19 protein-coding genes are annotated in these 18876 nt (G+C 72.1%); 11 read left to right on the top strand and 8 right to left on the bottom strand.

Annotated features, from left to right (window positions below):
• Positions 1-52 precede the first annotated feature (52 nt).
• The 4 genes from PSED_RS22045 (at position 53) to mobF (ending at position 6648) form a co-directional block, all read left to right on the top strand.
• A complete protein-coding gene (locus PSED_RS22045) occupies positions 53-721 on the top strand; it encodes a hypothetical protein (RefSeq protein ID WP_013676455.1) in 669 nt (222 codons plus the stop codon).
• Positions 718-1116 (top strand): hypothetical protein, encoded by a 399-nt coding sequence (locus PSED_RS22040; RefSeq protein WP_013676454.1) that lies wholly within the window; start codon positions 718-720, stop codon positions 1114-1116. The genes PSED_RS22045 and PSED_RS22040 overlap by 4 nt, the downstream gene beginning before the upstream one ends.
• A complete protein-coding gene (locus PSED_RS22035) occupies positions 1113-2033 on the top strand; it encodes a hypothetical protein (protein WP_013676453.1) in 921 nt (306 codons plus the stop codon). The genes PSED_RS22040 and PSED_RS22035 overlap by 4 nt, the downstream gene beginning before the upstream one ends.
• A gap of 211 nt (positions 2034-2244) precedes the next feature.
• A complete protein-coding gene (mobF, locus tag PSED_RS22030; protein WP_233899106.1) occupies positions 2245-6648 on the top strand; it encodes a MobF family relaxase in 4404 nt (1467 codons plus the stop codon).
• Between the two features lie 11 nt (positions 6649-6659).
• On the opposite strand, the gene PSED_RS22025 is transcribed toward mobF, so the two are convergent.
• Both PSED_RS22025 and PSED_RS22020 read right to left on the bottom strand, forming a co-directional pair.
• Positions 6660-7181, bottom strand: coding sequence for a hypothetical protein (locus tag PSED_RS22025; protein ID WP_013676451.1), 522 nt, complete (start codon positions 7179-7181; stop codon positions 6660-6662).
• 66 nt (positions 7182-7247) lie between these two features.
• Positions 7248-8183 (bottom strand): cation diffusion facilitator family transporter, encoded by a 936-nt coding sequence (locus PSED_RS22020; protein ID WP_013676450.1) that lies wholly within the window; start codon positions 8181-8183, stop codon positions 7248-7250.
• A 121-nt stretch (positions 8184-8304) separates the two neighbouring features.
• On the opposite strand from PSED_RS22020, the gene PSED_RS22015 reads away from it, so the two are divergent.
• From PSED_RS22015 to PSED_RS22005, 3 genes are read left to right on the top strand one after another with little or no spacing between them, the layout of a single operon-like run.
• Positions 8305-8685 carry an ArsR/SmtB family transcription factor gene (locus PSED_RS22015; RefSeq protein ID WP_013676449.1) on the top strand — a complete coding sequence of 127 codons (381 nt, stop codon included), beginning with the start codon at positions 8305-8307 and terminating at the stop codon, positions 8683-8685.
• Positions 8678-10888, top strand: a complete 2211-nt coding sequence (locus tag PSED_RS22010; RefSeq protein WP_013676448.1) for a heavy metal translocating P-type ATPase — start codon at positions 8678-8680, stop codon at positions 10886-10888. The genes PSED_RS22015 and PSED_RS22010 overlap by 8 nt, the downstream gene beginning before the upstream one ends.
• Positions 10881-12170, top strand: a complete 1290-nt coding sequence (locus PSED_RS22005) for an Nramp family divalent metal transporter (RefSeq protein WP_013676447.1) — start codon at positions 10881-10883, stop codon at positions 12168-12170. Before PSED_RS22010 ends, PSED_RS22005 begins: the two co-directional genes overlap by 8 nt.
• Before the next feature lie 167 nt (positions 12171-12337).
• Here PSED_RS22005 and PSED_RS22000 read toward each other — a convergent pair whose 3' ends face one another.
• On the bottom strand, positions 12338-12643 hold the full coding sequence (locus tag PSED_RS22000; RefSeq protein ID WP_013676446.1) for a hypothetical protein: 306 nt from the start codon (positions 12641-12643) through the stop codon (positions 12338-12340).
• Positions 12644-12875: 232 nt separating this feature from the next.
• Between PSED_RS22000 and PSED_RS21995 the strand changes: the two genes are divergently transcribed.
• From PSED_RS21995 to PSED_RS21985, 3 genes are all read left to right on the top strand, one after another.
• Positions 12876-13469 carry a hypothetical protein gene (locus PSED_RS21995; protein ID WP_013676445.1) on the top strand — a complete coding sequence of 198 codons (594 nt, stop codon included), beginning with the start codon at positions 12876-12878 and terminating at the stop codon, positions 13467-13469.
• Between the two features lie 172 nt (positions 13470-13641).
• The gene (locus PSED_RS21990; protein ID WP_233899104.1) at positions 13642-14676 is read left to right on the top strand and encodes a class I SAM-dependent methyltransferase; all 1035 of its coding nucleotides are present in this window, start codon (positions 13642-13644) and stop codon (positions 14674-14676) included.
• Entirely contained in the window at positions 14676-15059 is a 384-nt protein-coding gene (locus PSED_RS21985) for a histone-like nucleoid-structuring protein Lsr2 (RefSeq protein ID WP_013676443.1), read from the top strand. The genes PSED_RS21990 and PSED_RS21985 overlap by 1 nt, the downstream gene beginning before the upstream one ends.
• On the opposite strand, the gene PSED_RS21980 is transcribed toward PSED_RS21985, so the two are convergent.
• The 5 genes from PSED_RS21980 to PSED_RS21960 form a co-directional block, all read right to left on the bottom strand.
• A complete protein-coding gene (locus PSED_RS21980) occupies positions 15037-15603 on the bottom strand; it encodes a copper resistance CopC family protein (RefSeq protein WP_013676442.1) in 567 nt (188 codons plus the stop codon). The two genes, PSED_RS21985 and PSED_RS21980, sit on opposite strands and share 23 nt — an antisense overlap.
• Complete coding sequence (locus PSED_RS21975; RefSeq protein ID WP_013676441.1) at positions 15600-16574, bottom strand: cytochrome c oxidase assembly protein; 975 nt, start codon at positions 16572-16574, stop codon at positions 15600-15602. Before PSED_RS21975 ends, PSED_RS21980 begins: the two co-directional genes overlap by 4 nt.
• Complete coding sequence (locus PSED_RS21970) at positions 16571-16792, bottom strand: hypothetical protein (protein ID WP_013676440.1); 222 nt, start codon at positions 16790-16792, stop codon at positions 16571-16573. Before PSED_RS21970 ends, PSED_RS21975 begins: the two co-directional genes overlap by 4 nt.
• A 135-nt stretch (positions 16793-16927) precedes the next feature.
• The gene (locus PSED_RS21965) at positions 16928-17287 is read right to left on the bottom strand and encodes a hypothetical protein (RefSeq protein ID WP_013676439.1); all 360 of its coding nucleotides are present in this window, start codon (positions 17285-17287) and stop codon (positions 16928-16930) included.
• Between the two features lie 84 nt (positions 17288-17371).
• Positions 17372-18142, bottom strand: a complete 771-nt coding sequence (locus PSED_RS21960) for a M23 family metallopeptidase (RefSeq protein ID WP_013676438.1) — start codon at positions 18140-18142, stop codon at positions 17372-17374.
• A gap of 201 nt (positions 18143-18343) precedes the next feature.
• Here PSED_RS21960 and PSED_RS21955 point away from each other — a divergent pair, with 201 nt between their 5' ends.
• Positions 18344-18781: a hypothetical protein gene (locus PSED_RS21955; RefSeq protein WP_013676437.1), complete on the top strand. Its 438-nt coding sequence runs from the start codon at positions 18344-18346 to the stop codon at positions 18779-18781.
• The last annotated feature ends 95 nt before the right edge of the window (positions 18782-18876 follow it).

Below are 18876 nucleotides of genomic sequence, written 5' to 3'. Positions count from 1 at the left end.
GCGCTGGGGCGGGTCTGGCCCGGCGCGCCACCACGCCTCTCTGGAGCATCCGATGACCCCGAATCCGCCGCCGATCCCCAGCCCGAGCTCGGGTGAGGAGGGCTGGTCGGGCCCGGTCGCCGGGCTGGCTCGCCTCGTCGACGGCCTGCGCCGCGACGTCGACCCCCTCACCTCACTCCCTACACGGGTGGAGGAGTTGGCTGAGGTCTTGGCCCGGCTTTCCGGGACCGTCGCCTCGATCGCCAACCGCCGCAACGCCGGCCCTGCCCCGTCCTGGCTGCTCGCCCCCGAGGACCCCGAGAACACCACGACTCTGCTCGACCAACTCGGCGGCTGGTTGCAGGCGATCTATCTCCGCTACCCCGACGGTGCTGCGGCGTTGTCGGACTGCTGGCTGTGGCATCCCGACGTCGTCGAAGAACTGGTCTGGCTGATGCACGCCTGGTCGGCCGCCTACCAAGGCCCCGCCGCCTCGGTCGCCCTCGCGGGGGACTGGCACGACCGGCAACGCCCCGGTGTGGTGCGCCGTATCCGTCAAGCCGTCGGGTCCTGCTCACGCGATCGGCACCGCGACAGGCCCGGTCGCCCGCCACTGCACGCCGGGTGCCCCGACCTGCCCGGGGCCGATCAACTCGCCGACATCGCGGGCTGGTGGGCCACCGCCCGCGACACGACCCCGCCCGAACCCGCACACACCGCCGCGGAAGGAGCCTGGACATGACCACCACCAACGCCACCCGCGCCGCGGCCTCCGCGCCGAGCTGGTTGTGCGAGCGCGACGTCGAGGTCGTGGCCGAATTCCTGGACCCGTGGATCGTCGCCGCGAGCGCCGAGGGCGTCGAGGTGCCGCTGCTCGGGACCGCGGAATGGGCCGACGCCGATACCGAGGCCAAGCTCGCCGCTGTCGCGGTGTTCGTGATCGGCTGCCTGGTCGAGCGCGACCCGCTCGTCATCGCCGGCCGTCTCGCCGCCGAAGTCGCCGTCCTCCGCACCTCACGGATGGCCGCGGCTCGGCAGGCCTCGCATGCGATCTCCGCGGCGGGGGACTGGTCCGCTGTTGCTCGGCGGCTGATCCAGCGCGGCGACACCAGCCGGGAACGGCAGCCGCCCCGATGACCGACAACAGGGGGAGCCGGTGGGTGTTGTGGCTGCCCGGGCTCATCGTCGCCCTGGGCGCCGCCGCGGCGACGGCGCACGGTCTCTACGAGGTCGCCGTCGCAGCGCGAGTGCCGACGTCGATCGCCTGGATCTACCCGCTCATCACCGACGGTCTCGCTGTGGTCGCCTACACAGCCACCGCCCGCCTGGAGGGTTCGGCGCGCGGCTACGCCTGGTCGGTTGTCGTGTTGTCGGCCGGGTTGTCAGGGCTGGCGCAGGCGGTATTCCTGGCCAGCGACGTCAACCCCAGCGCGGTTGCGGGGTTGGCGGTGCCGAGCGCGTTGCGGTTCGGGATCGGGGCGTGGCCGGCCATCGCCGCGGCGCTCGCCGCGCACCTGCTGCACCTGCTCGCCGCCGACCATCCCACCGACAACGGAGGCCGTTCAACGGGGGAGCGTTCAGCTGTTCACGCCGACGCCCACCGTTCAGACTCGAGCGTTCAGTCCGTTCAATCCGAGGCGTTCAGCCGTTCAGAGCGTTCAACTGGGCGTTCAATCGAGCGTTCAGAGCCCCTCACCGCGCCCCTCCCGATCGTCGCCGACGCCCCGTCGACGGCCGAATCGTTCAACGGCGCCGACGGGGTGGTCACCCCGTTCGTCGGCCGGACCGGACGCCTTGAACGTGGCCCCGCCAGGGGGCCGGAAGCACCCGCCCGCGACCGCGCTCTCGCGGCCGCAGCGCGCCTCGCGGCCCGCTCCGGAGAGCTCCCGACCGTCTCCGAGGTCGAGGCCGAAGCCGGTGTCTCCCGCGGCACCGCTGCCACCGCGCTCAAGACGCTCCGCGAGGACCAGCAGGCCGCCCACGCGCGGCCTGCGGCCGCCCCGGACGCCACCGGCACCCCGCTCCCCGACAGCCACGAGGACACCCAGCCATGACCACCAACGCCAACCAGCACCCATCAGCAGCTCAGCTCACGACCACGACCAGCACGACCCAGCAGCACACCAGCAAGACCGACAAAGCCACCGAAACAGACTCAACCCCTACAAGATCAAAGCCATCACACCTTTGCATCACGATCCGACGGGGAGGGCCGGCCTCCGGCCGACCCGACGGGGCGCTCCGCGCTGCCGCATCGGCCCATGCGTGGATCGGCTGGTCGTGGGGGTGGTGCGGGTGCTGAGGATCAACAACGGCTACAGCCCCGACTACCTGCTCAAGCAGGTTGCCGCAGGGCGGGAGAACTACTACACCGGCGCCGTCACCGAGGGAGAGCCTCCGGGCCGTTGGTGGGGGGCCGGGGCGGAGAAGCTGGGTCTGCGGGGGCTGGTCGAGGCCCAGGACATGAAGGCGGTCTACGAGCGGTTCCTCGACCCCCGCCACGAGGCGTTCAACGACCCCTCTCGGTGGGACGAGGTGAGCACGCTCGGGCACACGGGACGGCGCTACCAGTCAGAGGACGAGTTGTACGCCGCGGCGGTTGAACGCGAGCCGAACGCGTCGGCTGAACGCCGCGTTGAACTCCGTACAGAAGCGGGCAAGGCGGCGCGGCGGAACGTGGCGTTCTACGACATGACGTTCAGCGTCGCCAAGTCCATCACGCTGGTCCACACCGCGTTCGAGGCAAAGGAGACCGCCGCCCGCGCAGCGGGGGACGAGACCGCAGCGGAGGCGTGGGGGCAGTTCCGGTCGGCGGTGGAGGACGCGATCTGGGCCGGGAACAACGCCGGCCTGGCCTATATGGCGGAGAAGGCCGGCTACACCCGCCTCGGGCATCACGGGGGTGCGGCGGGCCGGCACGCGGATGCGCATGACTGGGTGGTGGCGTCGTTCTTTCAGCATGACTCGCGGGATCACGACCCGCAGCTGCACATTCACAACACGATCCTCAACCGCGTCGAAGGCCCCGACGGAGCGTGGCGGACCGTCGACGGGCGCAGCCTGCACCGTTGGCGCCCCGCCGGGGCCGCGGTTGCCGAACGCACCACCGAGGAACGCCTCACGAGCGCTCTCGGTCTGCTCATCGCCACGCGCCCCGACGGGAAAGCCCGTGAGGTCGTCGGTGTCTCGCAGGAGGCGATGGCTCTCGTCTCCTCCCGGCGTCGCGCGGTCACGGCCAAGGCCGCGGATCTGATCGCGGGCTTCGAGGCGAGGCACGGGCGGGCGCCGACGAGCTACGAGAGGGAGCGGATCGCCCAGCACGCGACCCTCATCACCCGGCGGGCCAAATCCCACACGGGGGAGACCCGCGACCAGCTCCTGGACCGGATCGACGCCCGGATCCGCGGCGAGGTCACGGGCGGGCTCGTCGGGGTCGCCGAATCAGCCCTGGGCGCGCGCGCCGACGGCGGTCCGGCGGTGGAGGCGTGGTCGCCGGCGGCGGTCGTCGAGCTGGCGCTGGCGGACGTGCAGTCCCGCAAGGCCGCGTGGACCCGGGCGGACCTCACGGCAGCGATCAACGCAGCGCTACCCGACCATCTCGGCGTGACCGCGGGCGCTGACATCGGCCGACTGCTCGACGAGCTCACGGCGGCGGCACTGTCCGCTGCGACACCGCTGGACACTGCACGGGCCGCGGACGACGCGTTACCTGCGCAGCTGCGGCTGGCCAACGGCGAGTCGGCCTACCAGCAGCCCGGGGCGCAGCTCTACGCCACGCCCGACCACGTCCGCACCGAGCGGTTCCTCGTCGCCGCCACGGCCGACACCTCGGCTGCGGTCGTGTCTCGCGCACATGCCCGGGCCTTTCTGGTTGGTCTCGCCGAGTCCGGAATCGCCCTGGGCCCCGACCAGGTCGCCGCGGTCGAGGGCGTGCTGACCTCGGGCGCACGGATCGAGTCGCTGGTTGGTCCGGCCGGGACCGGGAAGAGCTTCGTCGTGGGTGCGATCGCGCGAGCCTGGGAGTCCGCACCCACCGCCGCCGAGACCCCGGCGCGGCGGGTGTTCGGCTTGGCGACCAGCCAGGTCGCCACCGACGTCCTCGCCGGCGAGGGCCTGACCGCGCGCAATGTCACCCGCTGGCTTGCATGCCAGGACCGGCTCGCCACGCCACCGGCCGAGGGCACGGTCCGCGACGACGACCGCGGCTGGGCCCTGCACGCGGGGGACCTGGTGGTCGTCGACGAGTCCGCGATGACCGACACCGCCTCCCTGGCAGCCATCCACGACCACGTAGATCGGGCCGGTGGGAAGCTGCTGCTGGTCGGTGACCACAAGCAGCTTGCCGCGGTCGGCGCCGGCGGCGGCATGGACCTGCTCGCGAACTCCGGTGCTCGCTACGAGCTCGCCGATGCCCGCCGCTTCACCGACGACTGGGAACGGGCCGCGTCCCTGCAACTGCGTGCCGGCGACGAGCGCGTGCTCCGCACGTACTTCGAACACGGCCGCCTACTGGATTCCGGCACTCTCGAACAGGCCGAGACCTCGGCGACCCGCGCCTGGCTGGCCGACACCCTCGCCGGGCGCCGCAGCCTGCTCATCGTCGACACCAACGAGCAGGCCGGGGGCCTGTCCGCGCAGCTGCGCGCCGAGCTCGTCCGGCTCGGAAAGGTCACCGAAGACGGGGTGCCGCTCGGCCTGCAGGGCGTCCAGGCCGGGGTCGGAGACCTCGTTGAGGCCCGCCGCAACGGCTGGCACCTCGCCGGCCTCGAGGGCAACCGGCGCGGCCCCATCAACCGCGAGACCTACCGCGTCACCGCAACCCGATCCGACGGTAGCCTCGAGGTGGCCGTGATCACCGGGCACGGACCCGACGGCGAACAGCACGGCGACCGCATCGTCCTGCCCGCCGCCTATGTGCAGCAGCACCTGGCGCTCGGCTACGCCTCGACCGTGCACGCAGCCCAAGGCGCGACGGTCGACACCAGCCACACCGTCGTCACCACCCGCACCGGCCCGGCCGCGCTCTACGTCGGCATGTCCCGAGGCCGCCACACCAACACCGCCCACATCGCCACCACAACCACGATCGACGACCCCGCCCAGGGCCGACCCGACCAGAACCTGCACCGCCACCCCGTGGCGATGCTCGCAGGCCTGCTCGACCCCGACGACCAGCACACCAGCCGCTCGGCGCTCACCACCGCCGCGGACTCCGCAGCCGACAACGGAAGTCTGCGTGCCGCGGTCGAGTTGCTCGCCGACGCCTCGCAGCTCGCCGCGACCGACCGCACCGCTCGGTGGCTCGATCAACTCGCCGCCGACGGCGCCCTGACCGGGTCTCAGCGGCTGCAGATCGCTGCCGAGGACGGGGCCGCGACCCTGACCCGCATCCTGCGGCGCGTCGAGCTTGCCGGCCACGACCCGCGCATAGTCCTCGCTGCAGCGATCGAGGACCGACCACTGGCCGGGGCGCGGAACCTGTCCAACGTCATCCACACCCGCATCACCGACCGCGGCCTTCGGCTCGACCCCGTCGGGGAAACCTGGACCTCCCGAGTCCCGAGACTCGACGATCAGGCGTGGCAGACCTACCTCGACCGTCTCGCGTCGACGGCCGACGACCGCTCTGACGCGCTCGGGATGGCCATCGTCGCCGATCCGCCCGCCTGGGCTGTCGAGGCTTTCGGGCCGCTACCGTCAGAACCCACGCGGCAGGATGCCTGGCGGCAGGCAGCGACCGCGGTGGCGGCGCATCGCGACCTCACCGACCCAGCTGGTGCGCTGGACGTTCTTGGACGGGCGCCACGCGCTGGTCAGATCGAGCACTACGCCGCCTACCGCGCGGCGTGGCGAGCCCTCGGCCGTCCCGAAGTCAGCAGGGAGGCCGCGGAACTGTCCGATGGCCAACTAAGGATGCGGGTACGCGCGTGGGAGCGCGAGCAGTCTTTCGCCCCGCCGTTCGTCGGCAACGAACTCGCTGCCACTCGACAAGCTGCCGAGAACCACCGACGCGACACAAGCCTGCGTCTCGCCGAGGCCGACGCTGCGCCCCTCCCAGACCAGGCCCGACTGCGGCGTGAGGCTGCGGAAGCGGCGGCGCTCGCTGAGGCCCTCGACGGCCGCGTCGGCCAGCTCGAGCACGTCGACGACGCCCGCGCGCGTTGGCTGGCCCACACCGCCGGAAGTTGCGCAGCAGCCGACGAGGCCGCAGCTGTCCTGGCAGACCGTCGCGCCGATATCGAGTCGGAACCACTGGTCACGGCCGAGGAGTGGCTTGCGGCAGCTCGCGACGCCGACATGCGCGAAGACCAGTACCGAGGAATCACCGATGCGGACATCGACCGCGGCGACGAGCGCCGGCACGTGCCCCTCCCGCACGTCCACGACCGGCAGATGCCCGAAACCGCGCTCGACGATCTACGCGACGTCGCCGCCCGCGAACCTCGCCAGGCTCGCGACGACCTCGTTCGCGTCCCGAGCGCTGAGGACGTCACGGTCTCCCTTGACCGCGCCGCGAGGGCGCTGGCCGAAATCCAAGCCCGCGAGATTGCCGACCACCAGGCCGACGCCGACCTCCGCGCGGCTCAACTCGCTCACTGGCACACCGACGACCACGCCTCGGAGGCCAGCGTGGACCTTGACGAGTCACACGCGGCCGATGTCGGGTGAGGAGCAGATCGTCACCGGACTGCTGTCCCTGCAGCGACTCGGTGCAGCTGGGTGCGGTACCGCTCGCGGTCCAGCGACGAGATCCGTTCGGCACCGCCGTTCAGCGTCGGACACATCGCCCTGGGGTCGATGAGCTCCCCGGTCACCCAGCCCAGCGCCACTGCGACGCCCCGCGCATAGTGCCGCTCCCAGGTGCTACCGGTCCGCTCCTCCCACTCCTGTCGACTCATCCGATCTGGCCGGGCGATGCCTCGCGTAGCCCACCAGGAGGGAGCCGGATACAACTCGGCATCGGCAACCGAGCCGGCCACCGACATCGCTGCCCAGGCTGCCAGCTCGGTCGGAGCCTCTCGGCGAAAAGGGCCAGTCGTGTCGGGGCCCTCCTCAGCTCCGAGCCACGCCAAGCTCACCCAGGACCCCAGCGCCTGCGGCGCCCTCGTCTCGTCGAAGATCACAAGCAGGATCGACTCGGCGTCGGCGACGGCCGGCAGTGGGTGCCCGACCCAGTCCGGGAGTCTGCGCAGCCTCGACATGGACGCAGTGTGCGGCCGGGCACCGACAGTTCACCGCCGGTCGCGACGCCAGGAGCGGGACTCACGTCAGCGGGTGGCTGGTTCTCTGCTCCCGACGTCGGCGACCGAGTCGTCGGTGTGTGACATGGGTTCGACCTGGACGGTGCTGCGGGTGACGCCGACGTCGGCCAGGACCGCGCGCGCCTCGTCGAGGACCGGGTGGATCCGGTCGTCGGAGTCGACGAGGACGTGCGCGCTCGCGGCTTCCATCCCGGACGTGATCGTCCAGATGTGGAGCTGGTGGACGTCGGCGACGCCGTCGATCGCGCGCAGGCGGCGGGCGACCGCGTCGACGTCGACACCCGGAGGCGCCGCCTCCATGAGGATCCGCAGCGCGTGCCGCATGAGGACGTAGGTGCGGGGGAGGATGAAGAGCCCGATCCCGGCGGCGATCAGGGTGTCGGCGTACATCCAGCCGGTGAGCCAGACGACGAGCGCGGCGACGATGACACCGATCGAGCCGACCATGTCGGCGAGCACCTCGAGGTAGGCGCCATTGACGTTGAGGCTGTCCTGCGCGCCGCGGGCGAGCAGTCGCATGCTCACGACGTTGACGGCGAGGCCGAACACGGCAGCGATCAGCACCGGCACGCCGGCGACCTCGGTGGGGTCGGCGATGCGCCGGATCGCCTCGACGAACACGTACGCCGCGGCCCCGAGCAGCAGCAGGCCGTTGATCACTGCGGCGAGGACCTCGAGCCGGTAGTTGCCGTAGGTGCGCTGCGACGCCGCGGGGCGGTTCGCCAGGACGACCGCCGCCAGCGCCAGCCCCAGACCGAGCACGTCGGTGCCCATGTGTGCGGCGTCGGAGAGCAGGGCCAGGGAGCCGCTGGTCACGCCCACGACGACCTGCACGACCATGTAGGCCGCGGTCAGCCCGAGCGCCAGCCCGAGGCGCCGGACGTAGCCTGCGCCGGCCGTCGCGCCCGGGGTTCCGTGCCCGTGCCCGTGTCCGTGGCCCATCACCGGCTCCGTCGTTCAAACACATGCGTCAACATGCATGAATCGTAGCGGCGCGACAGGCGTCGAGTCCAGCGGCGAAGCGGTATCGACTCGACATATCAACGAACGTTAGTGTGTTCGCATGGTGAACGACGACGCCTGCGAGCTGCTGTGCCTCGACCTGCCGCACGCGGAACGGATCCGGGCCGCGGTGCCGGGGGTGGACGACGTGGAGTCCGCGGCCGGTCACGCGCGGGCTATGGGTGAGCCGACGCGGCTGCGGATCGCGATGGCGCTGCTGGTCGGCGACGAGCTGTGCGTGTGCGACATGGCGTGGGTCGTCGGCGCGTCACAGGCCCTGGTCTCGCACCATCTGCGTCAGCTGCGGACGGCAGGTCTCGTCGCGTCCCGCAAGGACGGCCGGATGGTCATGTACCGGCTGACCGACCGGGGCCGGCTGCTCGTGTCGGTGCTGCTCGACGTCGAGGACCCGCGGCTGGTCGGGAAGGCCGACCGTGTCTGACGTCTGCTGCGCCCCCGAGCAGGACCTCGACCAAGGACCCGGGCACCTCTGGCAGGTGCGTGAGCTGCAGTTCGCGGCGGCGGCCGCGGTGCTGCTCGGGGCCGCGTGGCTCGTCGACCTCGGTGGCGGGCCGCGTCCGCTGGTCCTGGGAGTCGAGCTGGTCGCGGCGGCCGTCGCGGCCTGGACGTTCGTCCCCGGCGCGCTGCGCAACCTTCGGCACGGACGGATCGGCGTCGGCACCCTGATGACGATCGCCGCGGTCGGTGCGGTCGCGCTCGGCCAGGTGCCCGAGGCCGCGCTGCTGGGCATCCTGTTCTCGATCGCCGAGGGCCTGGAGCACTACGCGATCACCCGCACCCGGCGCAGCCTGCGGGCGCTGCTCGGGCTCGTCCCGCCAACGGCGTCGGTGATCCGGGAGGGGCGAGAGGTCGTCGTCGCGCCCGACGAGCTCGTCGTCGGGGATCTGCTCGTGCTGCGTCCCGGCGAGCGCGCGGCGACCGACGGCGTGGTCCGCACCGGGCGGACCAGCCTGGACACCTCGGCCATCACCGGTGAGTCGGTGCCGCGGGAGGCCGGGCCCGGCGACGAGCTGTTCGCCGGGACGATCAACGGCGGTGGCGCGGTCGAGGTGGAGGTCACCGCACTCGCGTCGGACAGCTCGCTGGCGCGGATCGTGCACGTCGTCGAGGAGGCGCAGGAACGCAAGGGCGCCGGGCAACGGCTGGCCGACCGTGTCGCGCGGCCGCTGGTGCCCGCGATCATGGTGCTGGCCGCGCTCGTCGCGGGGGTCGGGTCGCTGCTGGGCGATCCGGGGGTGTGGCTGGAGCGGGCGCTGGTCGTGCTGGTCGCCGCGTCGCCGTGCGCGCTGGCCATCTCCGTGCCGCTGACGGTCGTGGCCGCGGTCGGGGCGTCGAGCCGGCACGGCGCGCTGGTCAAGGGTGGCGCGGCGTTGGAGGAGCTCGGCCGCGTCCGGGCCGTCGCGCTGGACAAGACGGGCACGCTCACCCGCAACCGGCCGCAGGTCGTCGATGTGCTGGCGGTGCCGGGCGTCGGCAAGGACGAGGTCGTGGCGCTCGCCGCCGCGCTGGAGGTCCGCAGCGAGCACCCGCTCGCGCGGGCGATCCTCGACGCCGCGGCTGGGTGGAACGTGGGTCCTGTCGTCGCTGACGACGTCGTCGCCGTTCCCGGTCACGGCATCACCGGTCGCCGAGACGGCAGTGAGCTGCGGCTGGGTAAGCCGGGGTGGATCGAGGCCGGGCCGCTGACCGAGCAGGTCGAACAGCTCCAGGCCCAGGGTGCGACCGTCGTCCTGGTCGAGCGGGATGCAGAGCTCGTCGGGGCTGTTGCGGTCCGCGACGAGCTGCGCCCGGAGGCCGCGGAGGCCGTGACGCGGATCCGGGAGCTGGGGATCGATGTGGCCATGCTGACCGGGGACAACCGGCGCACGGCGGAGATGCTCGCCCGGCAGGCGGGGATCAGCATCGTTCATGCCGAGCTGCGTCCGGAGGACAAGGCGGACCTGTTGTCGACGGTCGCGGCCGGTCGGGGGATCGCGATGGTGGGCGACGGCGTCAACGACGCCCCCGCGCTCGCCACCGCCGACGTCGGGATCGCCATGGGCGCCATGGGGACCGACGTCGCGATCGAGACCGCCGACGTCGCGCTGATGGGGGAGGACCTGCGGCACCTGCCGCAGAATCTCGCGCACGCGCGCCGGGCGCGGACGATCATGCTGCAGAACGTCGGCTTCTCGCTGCTGATCATCGGGTCGCTGATCCCGTTGGCCGCGTTCGGTGTGCTGGGGTTGACCGTGGTCGTCGTGGTGCACGAGGCCGCCGAGGTCCTGGTCATCCTCAACGCAATCCGTGCCGCCCGGATGCGCGCGCTACCGGGGTTGACGGCCGCGCCGGTCGTGGCGGCGCGTCACCACGTGTCGGTGGCCGCGGCGCCGGTCGTCGACGACTGCTGTGCCCCCGCGCCGCGCGCGTCCGCCACCCCGACTGGTTCCGGGGCCGCGACCTGCGGTGACGGCTGCTCGTGCTGCGTCGACCCGCAGCCGGAGATCCCCCGGAGCGCCGCGGTACCGCTCACCCTCGACGTCGTCGCGCGCGGCCCGGCGCGGCCCGCCGACAGCGCCGACGACTGCGCTTGCTGCGACGACACGTCGACTTCCGACCAGTCCGGACAGGTGCGACGTGGCTGACCAGGAGGCGGCGACCGGGGTGGTCGCCGGCCGGCCGCTCGCCGAGGGCGACCCGTTGCGCGGGCTCGGGTGGCGTGGGCGGCTGATGGTCGCCGGCCCGGCGTTCGTCGCCGCGATCGCCTACATCGACCCCGGCAACTTCGCGACGAACTTCGCTGCGGGCAGCCGCTACGGCTACCTGCTGCTGTGGGTCGTGATCGCGGCGAACGTCCTGGCGATGCTGATCCAGAACCTGTCGGCGAAGCTGGGCCTCGCCACAGGACGCAACCTGGCCGAGCTCTGCCGGGAGCGGTTCCGACGTCCGGTCAGCTGGGGGATGTGGGTGCAGGCGGAGATCGTCGCCATCGCGACCGATCTCGCCGAGGTCATCGGCGGTGCCGTCGCGCTGTACCTGCTGTTCGGCATCCCGCTGTTCACCGGCGGTCTGATCACCGGGGTGGTCGCGTTCGGGCTGCTCGCCCTGCAGAGCCGCGGACACCGCCCGTTCGAACGAGCCGTCCTGCTGCTGTTCATGATCGTGCTCGTCGGGCTGCTCTACACGCTGGGGCGCACCGGAGTTCCGGGCGAAGCGGTCACCGGCCTCGTGCCACGCTTCGACGGCACCGACAGCCTGCTGCTCGCGACGGGCATGCTCGGCGCGACCGTCATGCCGCACGTCATCTACCTGCACTCGGCGCTCACCCAGCGTCGGCTGCGCGCCTCCGGGGTGGAGCAGCAGCGATTCATCCTGCGCACCACCCGGCTCGACGTCTTCGTCGGCATGGGCACCGCCGGCATCGTGAACGCCTCGATGCTGCTGATCGCCGCGGTCGCGTTCGCGGGCACGGCCATCCCCGACACCGACACCGACACCATCGAGGGGGTCTTCACCGCGTTGGGCACCACGGTCGACGGCTGGGCGGCGACGGCCTTCGCGGTGGCGCTGCTCGCGTCGGGGTTCGCGTCGTCAGGGGTCGGCACCTACGCGGGCCAGGTCGTCATGCAGGGCTTCATCCGGCGCCGCATCCCCATCATGCTGCGCCGCGCGCTCACGCTCGCCCCGGCGCTGCTCGTCCTGGGGCTCGGCGTCAACCCGACCGAGGCGCTCGTCTGGTCCCAGGTGGTGCTGTCGTTCGGAATCCCGTTCGCGCTGATCCCGCTGGTGCTGTTCACACGGCGCCGCGACCTCATGGGCTCGTTCGTCAACAACCGCTGGACGACGGTCGCCGCCGTGGCCGTCGCCGCGGTGATCGTGGTGCTCAACGCGTTCCTGCTCGTGCAGCTGCTGATCGTCGGGAGCTGAGCCCGGACACGAGTGTGCGCCCGGGCAGGCCCAGCCCGGGCGCACACTCTTCGGCCGCGTTCGCCGTGGCGCGACGACGAGAGCCCCCCACGAGCCGTCGTCGTCCGCGGTGCCGGCCGATCGGGGTGGGACGCCCCCCACGGGCGTCGCCCCGCGATCGTTGCGGGTCAGTTGTTGTAGTTGTTGTGGTCGTACTGGTTGTCGTGGCAGCCGTACTTGTCGTTCTTGTCGTCCCACTTGTTGTAGTCGTCGTTCCACTTGTCGTCGTAGTGGTCGTTCTTGGAGTCGTGGCAGCCGTACTTGTCGTTGTCCCAGTTGTTGTCGTTCCACTTGTCGTGGTCGTTGTTCTTGTCGTGCTTGCCGCCGTAGCCGCCCCACTTGTCGTTGTCGTGGTGCTTGCCGCCGTAGCCGCCGTCGTTCCACTTGTCGTTGTCGTGGTCGCGGTTCTTGGAGGGGCAGGTGCTCTTGAACATTGGAGGGGCTCCGTTTTCGGGTCGTTTCGGGTTGTGTGGCTCCTGTCGGCGCTTCCGGTGTTTCGGTCGCTCCGTCGTGTGAGGAATATTTTGCCCGTTTCGTGTGCTGGTGGGCATGGGTTGTTCCCCCGGGTTGGCCGGGGTGAACACCCGGGGTGAGGTAGGGAGAACCCCTCCCAGGTTTTGCCTGCGACTTACCAAGAGATTGCCGTCGACCCGGCACGCTGGTGAGGTGAAGGAGCAGCGGTCGCGCGGAACGGCACTCGCCGGCGCGGTCGTCGCTGCGGCGGCGTTGTGGGGGGTCAGCCATCTTCTGACCCACCGCCTTCTGGCTGCAGGCCTCGTCACGCCCGCCGTCGGCGGGGGATACGGCGGCCCCCTGGGGCCGCTCGTCGTCGCCACCCTCGGGCTCGTCGTGCTGTCGACGGTCGTCATCGCAGCCTCTGCCCGCCACCCCGGCGGGCCACGACGCGAGCCGGGCCTGGCGACGGTCGTCGCCCCTGCGGTCTTCGCAGGCCTCGAGACGCTCACCCACCTCGATGCGCACCACGGCGCGCCGCCCGTCGGGTTGGTGCTGGCCGGGGCCCTCGTTCACACGGGCGTCGTCGCCGTCGCCCGCGTGCTGTGGGACGCCGTGATCACTCGCGCCCACCGGATGCTGGCCGGGCCGGGCCGCGCGGTCGTCGTCGACACCGAGGCGCGACCGCGGCGTGCGCGATCCGCAGCGACGTGCCGCAGGTTCCCGCGGGCGTGGTCGGGGCGGGCTCCGCCCCGTCGGCAGATGGTCCCCGTGCCCGTTTCACTCCGCGAGCCCGTGCCCACCTGACGCGGCGGCCCTCGGCCGCTCCGGTGCGGGCTCGCGAGACCTGGAGCCCACCATGCCGACGACCCACCCCTCGTCATCGACCCAGCCCCCGTCACCGACCGAGTCCCTGCCGTCGACCTCACCCGCACCGCCGGCCCGGCGCCGCCGGACGAGGCGCCCGCTCGTCGCCGCGGTGCGACTGCGCCTCTGGCAGGCCATGCACGACGCCGCCCCGCAGGGTGAGCAGGGCGTCTACCTCGACCCGGCGGACCTGCCGCCGGTCGACACCGTCGACTGGGGTGAGCGCCAGCGCGACGCCTACGCCTCGCCCGAGATGGAGACCTTCCGGGCTGCCCTGAGGCTGGGCGAGCTGTCGGTCCGCGACTCGATCCTCGACGATCTCGCCACGTTTCACGCGATCTCGGCCGATGAGGCCCGCGACACCTGTCTGGGATGGGAGCAGCTCAGCGTCGAGGAGTGGACGCGCAGCGGGGCGTCGGACAGCGACGTCGGGCGCGTCGCCTTCTACCGCACGACCCAGTCGTGGAGCTTCGATCTGAGCTGGTGGGCCTACCTGCAGGCCGAGGGTCGCGCGGACGCCTCGAACGTCATGGCGTTGCGCTTCGCCCAGCAGCACGCCCCCGGCCGTCGCCATCTCGACTTCGGCTCGGGCATCGGCATCACCAGCCAGCTGTTCGCCCGCTCGGGCTGGACGAGTACGTCAGCCGACCTGTCGTCGACGCTGCTCGACTTCGCCCGCCACCGCCACACCCGTCGCGACGAGACCATCACCCACCTGGACCTGCACGACCGCGGCCTACCTGCCGGCGCATACGACGTCGTCACGGCGATCGACACCCTCGCGCACGTCCCCGACGTCTACGAGACGTGTCGGCAGTTGCATGCGGCGCTCGGCCCGGACGGGGTCCTGGTGGCGAACTTCGACATCCGCGCACCCGCCGCGGGGACCGCCTGGCACCTCTACACCGACGCTCTGCGCCCGCTGTTCGAGCTGAGGCGGGCCGGGTTCGTTCCCATCGGTCCGGTGGGCTACGGCCTGACCGGCTACCGGAAGGTCCGGGCTCACGGCGTGCGGCATGCAGCCCGGACCGTGCGGGCCTGGGCGGTGCTGGTCAGTCCCGCACGGCGGCTGGTGCGGACGGTGAGCCAGCCGGCGCTGCGTGAGCTCGCCCGTGCCGTGCGGCGACGCCGGTACGTGGACGCCTGATGGTCCGCGACACCATTACGAGGACGGTCGATGATCTCGACGGCACCGCCGCCGACGAGACGGTGCTGTTCTCCCTGGACGGCGACGAGTACGAGATCGACCTGAGCGTGACGAACGCGAGCGCGCTGCGGCTCCTGCTCGCGCGCTACGTGGCGGCGGGTCGCCAACTCGAGCGCGAGGCCTCGACGCAGCGGCCCAGCGCGGCACGGCGTCGACGGACCAGCGCGATCCGGCAGTGGGCCCTGGAGCAAGGGCTCCAGGTCACCGCCCGCGGCCGGTTCCCGGACAGGGTCGCCGTCCTCTACGCACAGCGTCACTCCACTCCGGACCACTCCTCTCCGGGTCACAACGCCGAGCCCGTCAGCGAGCCACCCGCCGGATGATGACCCCGGCGGCGGCCAAGAGCAGCAGGACGGCGCCGAGGAGCCAGGGCCACACCGGCATTCCGCGGTCCTGGCTCTCGGCGGCGGGCGTGAGTGGCGCTGCCTGGGCCGTCGTCGGCGCAGCCGCCGCCGACGGCGTCGTCGTCACCTCCGAACTCGTCGTGACCTGGTAGGTCAGCCCGCCCGTGATCGGGTGGCCGTCCTGGGACGTCACCCGGTAGGCGACTGTGTAGGTGCCTGCGGGGACAGCCGTCTGCAGCGGCACGACGACGGTCGAGCCCTCGACGCGCGTCGCTCCGGCTTCCCAGCGGCGACCGTCGGGAGTGGTGACGGCCGTCGACACGAACTGGGGGTCCAGCGCGGCGCTGAACTGCAGGCGCGCGGTGTCGGGTGCGGTGGTGAGCGTGGCGCCCTGCGCGGGGGTCGCGCTGCGCAGCTCGTCGTGCGCGAGCGCCGGTGTCGCCGTGCCGAACACGGTCGCCGCGGCAAGGACGAGAACCGCCGACGTGCGACGGAGCCAGGCGTGGCGGTGGGTGGAGGTCATCGGGGATCAAGCTCCTTCTGATCAGTGGTGTCGGTCGCGGGAGTCGTCTCGGAGGTGAGCCACCAGGGCGGGGTCGTCGCGGCGTCGCCGTGGAGCCGGTCGAGGTGGCGGTCGATGCGGCGCTGCTCGCGCTTCTCGCTGCGGTTCCACTGACTGAACAGCCCGCCGAGCAGGAAGAGCACGACGACGTCGCCGAAGATCCACAGCAGTCCGCCGCCGGCCTTCTGGTCGGCGAGCGCGTCGTTGCCCCAGCGTGCGGCGACGTCGAGGAAGAACCCGGGGGCCAACAGGCTGTCGCGCAACATGATCGGGATGCCCAGGACGATGTGCGCCGGACCGAGCCCCACGACGAGCAGCAGCCGCATCACGAACGGCAGCGGGTTGGGCAGCGGGTCCACGCCCAGCAAGGGCCAGTACAGCAGCGCGCCGACGAGGACGAAGTGGACGTGCGTCAGGTCGTGCACGACGTCGTCGGTCAGCCCGATGTCGAACAGTGAGCTGTAGATCAGGACGAACGGCGTCACGACGAACAGGGCGTACGCGACCAGCGGATGGGTCACGACGGCGATGTAGCGGCTGTGCAACAGGCGCAGGAGCGTCCGACGGGGCCGGCCCGTCGTCGCGCGCAGCGCGAGAGTCACCGGCGCGGCCAGCCCCAGCGGTGCGGGCGCGATCATCTGCAGCACCATGTGCTGCACCGCGCTCATCGCGAACGACGCCCGGTCGTAGACGCCGATCGCCGACGCCGCCGACAGTCCGATCATGGCGAGGCCGACGAACCACAACACGATGCGCCCGCGCTGCCATGGAATCCCCTTGCGCCGCAGCGTCGCGACGCCGACGAGGTACGCGGCCCCGGCGACCGTGAGCACGGCCAGCTGCCACCAGGGCAGCGTCCACGTCGAGAAGGCGTTGTCCCACCCGAGTGGAGCTGCCGGGATGTCGGCGGCCGCCACGAGAGCGGTGATCATGTCGAGGTCTCGTCGCGCCCGGCGGCGTCGTCTGTGGGCGAGGTGGTGCCGGACATGGCTTCGTCTTCGGGTTCGGCGGCCGCGGGCGTCGTGTGCTGCGCCCACACGATCAGCAGGGAGAGCACCACGATGGTCCCGACGACGATGATCAGGGGCCACGGGGTGATGCCGGCGGAACTGCCGTCGGCCGACGCAGCGATGAGGACAGGGGGTGTCACGGTGGCGGGCTCGTTTCCGTGCGCGGCAGGTCGTGACCTGGGGTCGGTGCCACGCGGAGAAGGCGCCGGAGGGCGCGGGAACGGGACGCTGACGGGCCGCCGCGACGCGGGTCGGGACGGCTCCGGTCGAGCGGCCTAGTTCCGGTCGACGCCGATCTCGACGAGCAGGTCCCTGCCATGGGGGCCCGCTGCGGGGATTCCGAGCGCGACGGCGACGGCCGGCCCGCACGCAGCGGCATCCCGGACGACGGCGTCGCTCGGGACGGCGTCCGGTGTCACCTCGACCTGCGCGGTCGCCGCGATCGCGGTGAACGGTTCGCAGTGCAGGTCGTGCACGACATGGTGTCCGCCGACGATCCCGGCCGGCGTCGATGCAGCGGCCTCGGTGCCCAGCATCCCGACGCACGCGACGAGCAGCGCCACGACGATCGCGACGACCCACCGACCGCGACGGGGGAGGGTGGGGGAGGCGGCCGTGGCCACGAGCGTGTCCATTCGCCCGCCTCCGTTCGTGATCGTGGGCTTGCTTCTACGCCGGATAGAACGCCGGGATCACGGTAATGGTCCCGACCGTCCGCTTCACCCGAGGGTGCCCCAGCCGTCGGTCGCGAGGCCACGCCGGGTGAGCCAGGTCGCCGGGTCGAGGCGGCTCCCGTCTGCGGACCAGATCTCCAGGTGCAGGTGCGGTCCGGTCGACTGGCCCCGGTTGCCCATCAACGCGATCCGGTCGCCGGCGCGGACCTGGCGGCCGACCGTCACCAGGCTGCGGTCGATGTGGCCGTAGACGCTGAGACTGCCGTCGGGATGGCGGATCCGCACCCACAGCCCGAATCCGGAGGCCGGCCCCGAGTCGACGACGACACCGTCGCTGACCGCGAACACGGGCGTCCCGATCGCGTTGGCGATGTCGAGCCCGTAGTGCGTCGTGCCCCACCGAGGCCCGGCGGCCGATGTCAGTCGCCCCGTGGTCGGGAGCGCGAAAACCCGGCCCGACGACGTCACCGCGACCCCGGGCGAGCCCTGCGCCGCCGCCGCCTCGCGCAGGGCCGCGACTCGGGCGACCCGGTCGGCGATCCGCGTCGCCTTCGTCAATGACTCCACCTCGACCGGCTCGTGTGCCTCGACCGCGGCGACGGCGCGGACCGGTGTCGTCCCCGTCGCCGGATGTCGTTCCTGGCTGTCCGTCATGGCGACCGGCGCCCAGCGCGCGGCGACGTCGCCGCCGTCGTCCGAGGTCGGGAGTCCGCCGACGAGAGCCGACGCGACGGGCAGCGCAACGGAGGCGGCACCCACGGCGAGCGCGCCGAGGTGCTGCCGGGGTCCGAGTCGGGTGCGGCGGTGTCGTCCCATCCGTCTTCCGGTCGAGGTCGGTCCACGGGGAGCGTGCGAGTGGGACCGGTTCCGGCGGATAGTACGAAACGGGCACCGTGGGATCACGAGTGGGTCACGGAACCATGCGAGGGGCGTCGGGGGCGTTCCCGGCTTCTCGGTAGCATGCGCCGGACGGGATCGAAGTGGATGTTTCCCCCACGAGACACGAGGGAGGGTGACGTGGCCGTTCGCCGCAACGTCACCCTCGCCATGCTGTTGCTGCTGGTGGTCACCCTTCTGACTCACATGGCGTCGCAGGACTCGGCGACCGTCGGTGCCGTCGGGGTCACTCCCACCGCAGGTGCCGCGGTGTCCGCTCCGCTGTCGCTGCACGCCGCGGCGTTCGCCGATCCGGAGCACGGGGACCGGCTGGCCGCGGACCCTGCAGGAGCCGTCCCTCCCTCGTGCCCGGACGACCGTCGGTCGGTCCACGAGTCGCCGGGCACCCTCTCCTCGCGGTTCTCCGCGGGCACGGTTGTGGTCGTCGAGCCGGCCCTCGTGTCGGTGTCCGCCAGGTGCGCCGACATGTCGGTCCCGGATGAGGCGGACCGGTCCGAGCCCGTCGCCGCCGTCAGCGGCGTCGCGCTGTGCACCGAGCTCTGCGTCAGTCGGCGCTGATCGTCCCCACCCCGACCGACCCCGCCTGATCCCGCGCTGCAACGCGCCGGCACCCGTGCGGACGGTCGTGGTTCCGCAGCTCGCGCCCTGCGCCG

This window comes from Pseudonocardia benzenivorans CB1190, from assembly GCF_000196675.2.
In the GTDB taxonomy this organism is placed as follows: domain Bacteria; phylum Actinomycetota; class Actinomycetes; order Mycobacteriales; family Pseudonocardiaceae; genus Pseudonocardia; species Pseudonocardia benzenivorans.
The sequence above is the reverse complement of the archived record's forward strand: the minus strand, read 5'-3'. Positions and strand labels throughout refer to the sequence as shown.